The organism is Lishizhenia sp., from assembly GCF_057456495.1.
Genome location: NZ_JBVCPV010000207.1, coordinates 1 through 4591 on the forward strand (window position 1 = coordinate 1; position 4591 = coordinate 4591).

Genomic DNA, 4591 nt, shown 5'->3' on the forward strand with positions numbered 1-4591 from the left:
GTTTAACCATAATCCCCGTTTCTATTTTAGCATATCGAAGTCAGTTTGGCTCAGCGAATGTTGCAGAAGTTTTCTTACCCATCTTATTTGCCACTTACTTCGCCTCATTGGTAGGTTTAATTGCTGTTTCCATCAAGCAAAAAATCAATCTTTTCAAACCTGTAGTTCTCGCTTATTTAGGAAGTGTTACAGCTTTCATTCTAGGCTTATTATGGTTATTGATAGAAAATCCTGATTTAGTAGACCCTGTTTCGAACATAGGAGGAAACTTGCTCCTCTTCACCATTATCATTGCTTTTATACTTTTGGCTATTAGAGCGAAAATCAATGTATACGAAACATTTATCGATGGCGCAAAAGGTGGGTTTAAAGTCGCGATAGGCATTATTCCTTACTTGGTAGCTATATTGGTAGCCGTGGGAGTTTTCAAGGCTTCAGGAGCCATGGAATTGTTGTTTGATGGGTTGCGTGTATTTCTAGTATTTATCGGCGTACAGACCACGAATTTCATCGAAGCATTGCCGGTTGCATTTATGAAACCCTTCTCAGGAGGAGCCGCCAGAGGGTTAATGATAGAGGTTTTTGAGACGCATGGTGTAGATTCATTCTTAGGAAAAATGGCTGCGACCTTCCAAGGTTCTACCGAAACTACCTTTTATGTTTTGGCCGTATACTTTGGTTCTGTAGGTATTAAGAAAACAAGATACGCAGCAGGATTAGGACTTCTTGCCGATTTAGCGGGAATTATCGCCGCCATCATTATTAGTTATATTTTCTATACCAAATAAAAAAACTCCAAAACCTACTTCGGTTCTGGAGTTCAAATATTATTCATCTATTCGAGGAAAACCTTTTGGCATCCTTCAAATCTACGTTAGAGAAAAGTTACTTCACCTCAATGAATGAAATCCCTAAAGCACGTTGATAGTAGCGTACTTGTTTCATTTCTTTACCATTCGCAATTACGAAAGACAATCCACTTTTACCTCCTCTAGCCGTTCTACCACTACGGTGTGTGTAATACTCATCTTTGTCTGGTAACTCATAGTGTACCACAAAAGATAAGTTATGCACATCTATACCACGTGCAGCCAAATCTGTAGCTACGATGTATTTCAATGTTTTATTTTGGAAAGCACGCATCACTTTGTCTCTTTCCTTCTGCGTTAAATCACCATTAATGGCTTCCGTTTCATGGTTCTTCGCTTTTAACTGCTTGGCCAATTTCGTCGAAGCCTTTTTGGTTCTACAAAAGATAACTCCTCGGTTTTTTTTCTGACTGTCCAAGAAATCCAACAATACATCTAATTTCTCTTCATCCAAAACTTGAATGTACTGGTGTTGTATTTTCTCGTTAACAATTTTCTTCTTATTCAAATGCACTCCTTTGGCAATGGGCGAAAGGTATTTGCGAGAAATTTCAACTATACCATGTGGCATAGTAGCAGAGAACAACCATTTGTTTTGCGCATTCGGGATAGAAGAAAGTATCTTTTCCAAATCCTTCTGGAATCCCATGCTCAACATTTCGTCAGCCTCATCTAAAACAACCGTTTTTACGTTGTCTAAACTTATCACACCGCGTTGCATCAAATCCAAAAGTCTACCCGGCGTAGCAACAATCACATGGGTTGGTCTTTGCAACCTTCCAATCTGAATTTCTATACGTTCACCACCGTAAACACATTCTGTAAAAATCTTATCGGTATACTTAGTAAACTTAAAAAGTTGCTTCGCAATTTGCTGACCTAACTCACGCGTTGGCGAAAGCACTAATGCTTGTACAACTTTTCTTTCTGGATTTACCTTCGTCAATAAAGGAACACCAAACGCCAAGGTTTTCCCCGTTCCCGTTTGTGCCTGACCAATAAAGTCTGTATTCTCATCCAAAAGAATAGGTAAAGATTTCTCTTGTATTTCAGTAGGTTCAGTAATCCCTAACTCCTTAAAACTCTTGATAAACTCTTTGCTTACTCCTAGTTGTTTAAAACTTGCCATTGTATGATTGTTATTGGGTGCAAAGTAAGGTAAAAAGTAGGGGGAATACTAGAGAAAACATCCTTCAGTTAAAAATAATGAGTGATTCTCCTTTTTAGCTCCCCACCAAGTTAGCACTTGGTGCCGCGTCATGCGCTCTATAAATTTCTTATAAAGCAAGTTCTACTAATAACTAATTGTGCTTCTAGGGTCGCAAATTAGTTCCAAGTATCCCTAACTTTTTTCTTCAATTTATGCCGCTGCTACCGCTGGTAGACTCCTTTATTTTGAGTAACATTGAAGCACAAAACATTGCTATGGAAATCATAAAAGCTACTCCCCAACATTTGGATGCTATCCTAGAAATTATTGGTCATGCTCAAAACTATTTGGCTTCTTTACACATTGATCAATGGCAAAATGGCTACCCGAATGAAGATCGTATTTTAGAAGATATTCAACTTCAATCTTCCTACCTCTTGCTCAATGAACCTCATCAGATTATGGCAACGGCAATGTTTACAACAGAATCAGAACCCACCTACCAAAACATAGAGGGAGAATGGATAACTCAAGACAACGCAAAATACGGCGTTATTCATCGCATGGCTGTACATAACGATTTCCGAAAAACGGGGGCTGCTCGCCGTCTATTCAATTATTTCGAAAATGAATTAAAACATAAAGGCATCAATTCTATGCGCATAGACACGCACGAAGATAACAAGGGCATGCAACGACTTTTACTAAAAAACGACTATCAATATTGCGGGGTTATCTACCTTACTGATGGAGCCAAAAGGTTGGCCTACGAGAAAATAATTAAAGCATAATTTAATTCATAGTGAATAAAAAAGTTAAATGAAGTATTTGTTTTACAAAATGTAAAGTATATTTGTCAATAAGTAAAACAAATACTTCCTAAATATGAATAATTCAGAAATTCAAACACAAAAACCTAAATTAGTAGCTTACAAGTATAAAAAATGGGTTTACACATCCTTTCTAATCCCAGTGACCTTCCTTATTTTGAAAATGGCAGGTGTTCTAGAACTTGAAGCTCAAACTTCAAAATCCTTGTTCTCTGTACTCTTTTTCATCCCATTAATGTTACTTGCCTTTACGGCTGAAAAAATAGAAGACGAAAGGATTGAAAAAATTAGAATGCGCGCACTTGGAGCTGCAAGTCTTTTTGCTTTTTCTTATGTGATGATTAGAAATATTATGGACCTTCTTACTCCCTCCGGAGAACCATATATTCTATCTGCTAACGAACTAATACTTACTATGCTCTTCTTCTACTTAATTAATAAGTACTTTTTACTTAAAAAGGGTTAGAATACTTTATTGAATCACATTTTCTAAAAACTAACAAACAATTCTAAAAAACTTAATTATGAAAAGTGACAATGAAGTTTTGACGTTTAAACTTCTACCCAACAAATACAAAAAGTTGGTTTATGCCCTATTTATCATTCCGATTACCTTTGGTATACTTAAATCTGCCAATATTGTAGAATGGGAAGACTACCTTTTTAAAAGAATATTTACCGTACTATTTTTTACCCCACTGATTTTACTTGTTTTTACAGCCGAAAAAGTAGAGGATGAAAGAATACAAAAAATTAGATTGAATGCTTTGGCATTTGCCGCGGTTTATGGTTTTGGGTATCTCGTTATTGCTAACATAATGGACCTAGCAATGTCCAATGAGGCTTCAGAAGAAATCAAAGCCAAAGAAATTTTATTGCATATGATCGTCATGTACCTCTGTACAAAATTCTATATGCTAAGAAATAATTAGTCATGAAAAACACCATCAAAGTAGAACGTGCAAAAAAGGACATGACCCAGCAAAACTTGGCAGAAGAAGTGGGCGTTTCTCGACAAACCATCAATTCATTGGAAAAGGGAAGATATGTTCCATCTACCATATTGGCATTAAAAATTGCAGCAGTTTTTAAGACTACGGTAAATGAGATTTTTCAGCTAGAAAAGGACGACTAGCTGCGAATAATAAAACAGATTTCAATCAAAAAAATAGAATAAAAGGATATTTCTTACAGAAGTATCCTTTTTAGTACGCTTCAAAATTTACAATACTGCTCTGCCCTTTTTCATCCATGATCATCAAGACATGATTACCAGGACTGATATTAATTTTCAACTGATGCTTCCTTTGCGTGCTTCCGACAAATTCATCGTCTAAATGCCAAAACAACTCTGTTTTTTGATTGCGATGTGTAGCTTCCAATATGACCTTTTCGAACTCTCCTTTAAAGTTTTTAGGAATAATCAATTTAGAATCATCTTGGGGGTAAATAATGGCCATATCTTCGGCGTTAAAAGAGGAACAATTTTCATCAAATGCAGGTAACTCCTTATACTTTTGATGTCCTTTTTTATAATAGAAAGCAGCAACAGGATCTAAACAAAACCATACTGTATCCTTTACATTTCCTTGGAACAAGCAATTATGATTCACTCTTAGACCTTTGTCATTTATCAAAATATGATGGTGATAGGTACATACACCCAAAGGTTTTGCTACCATACTTGTTTCTGTTTTCATTTTCGGACAAGCCGGAGATGGGGCCAACCCTGAGGTAGCACA

At 36.4% G+C, this 4591-nt stretch carries 6 protein-coding genes and 1 pseudogene; 5 read left to right on the forward strand and 2 right to left on the reverse strand.

All coding sequences use genetic code 11. The annotated features are described in order from the left end of the window. On the forward strand, positions 1 to 788 hold a 788-nt coding region (locus AC22ZQ_RS12570), incomplete at its 5' end, for a spore maturation protein (RefSeq protein WP_413468684.1). Positions 789 to 885: 97 nt separating this feature from the next. On the opposite strand, the gene AC22ZQ_RS12575 is transcribed toward AC22ZQ_RS12570, so the two are convergent. Further along, on the reverse strand, positions 886 to 1998 hold the full coding sequence (locus AC22ZQ_RS12575; RefSeq protein WP_318959116.1) for a DEAD/DEAH box helicase: 1113 nt from the start codon (positions 1996 to 1998) through the stop codon (positions 886 to 888). Positions 1999 to 2231: 233 nt separating this feature from the next. On the opposite strand from AC22ZQ_RS12575, the gene AC22ZQ_RS12580 reads away from it, so the two are divergent. The 4 genes from AC22ZQ_RS12580 to AC22ZQ_RS12595 all read left to right on the forward strand — a co-directional run bounded on the left by AC22ZQ_RS12580 (position 2232) and on the right by AC22ZQ_RS12595 (position 3984). Continuing rightward, a complete protein-coding gene (locus AC22ZQ_RS12580) occupies positions 2232 to 2810 on the forward strand; it encodes a GNAT family N-acetyltransferase (RefSeq protein ID WP_318959117.1) in 579 nt (192 codons plus the stop codon). 94 nt (positions 2811 to 2904) lie between these two features. Next, a complete protein-coding gene (locus tag AC22ZQ_RS12585; RefSeq protein ID WP_318959118.1) occupies positions 2905 to 3315 on the forward strand; it encodes a hypothetical protein in 411 nt (136 codons plus the stop codon). A gap of 58 nt (positions 3316 to 3373) precedes the next feature. Continuing rightward, the gene (locus AC22ZQ_RS12590) at positions 3374 to 3781 is read left to right on the forward strand and encodes a hypothetical protein (RefSeq protein ID WP_318959119.1); all 408 of its coding nucleotides are present in this window, start codon (positions 3374 to 3376) and stop codon (positions 3779 to 3781) included. 2 nt (positions 3782 to 3783) lie between these two features. Then, positions 3784 to 3984 carry a helix-turn-helix transcriptional regulator gene (locus tag AC22ZQ_RS12595; RefSeq protein ID WP_318959120.1) on the forward strand — a complete coding sequence of 67 codons (201 nt, stop codon included), beginning with the start codon at positions 3784 to 3786 and terminating at the stop codon, positions 3982 to 3984. A 70-nt stretch (positions 3985 to 4054) separates the two neighbouring features. On the opposite strand, the pseudogene AC22ZQ_RS12600 reads toward AC22ZQ_RS12595, so the two are convergent. Next, a pseudogene (locus AC22ZQ_RS12600) lies at positions 4055 to 4591 on the reverse strand (hypothetical protein); the annotation flags it as partial.

Coding starts and splice junctions, on each gene's coding strand:
- AC22ZQ_RS12575 (WP_318959116.1), bottom strand. CDS start 1,998: ATGGCAAGTTTTAAACAACTAGGAGTAAGCAAAGAGTTTATCAAGAGT.
- AC22ZQ_RS12580 (WP_318959117.1), top strand. CDS start 2,232: ATGCCGCTGCTACCGCTGGTAGACTCCTTTATTTTGAGTAACATTGAA.
- AC22ZQ_RS12585 (WP_318959118.1), top strand. CDS start 2,905: ATGAATAATTCAGAAATTCAAACACAAAAACCTAAATTAGTAGCTTAC.
- AC22ZQ_RS12590 (WP_318959119.1), top strand. CDS start 3,374: ATGAAAAGTGACAATGAAGTTTTGACGTTTAAACTTCTACCCAACAAA.
- AC22ZQ_RS12595 (WP_318959120.1), top strand. CDS start 3,784: ATGAAAAACACCATCAAAGTAGAACGTGCAAAAAAGGACATGACCCAG.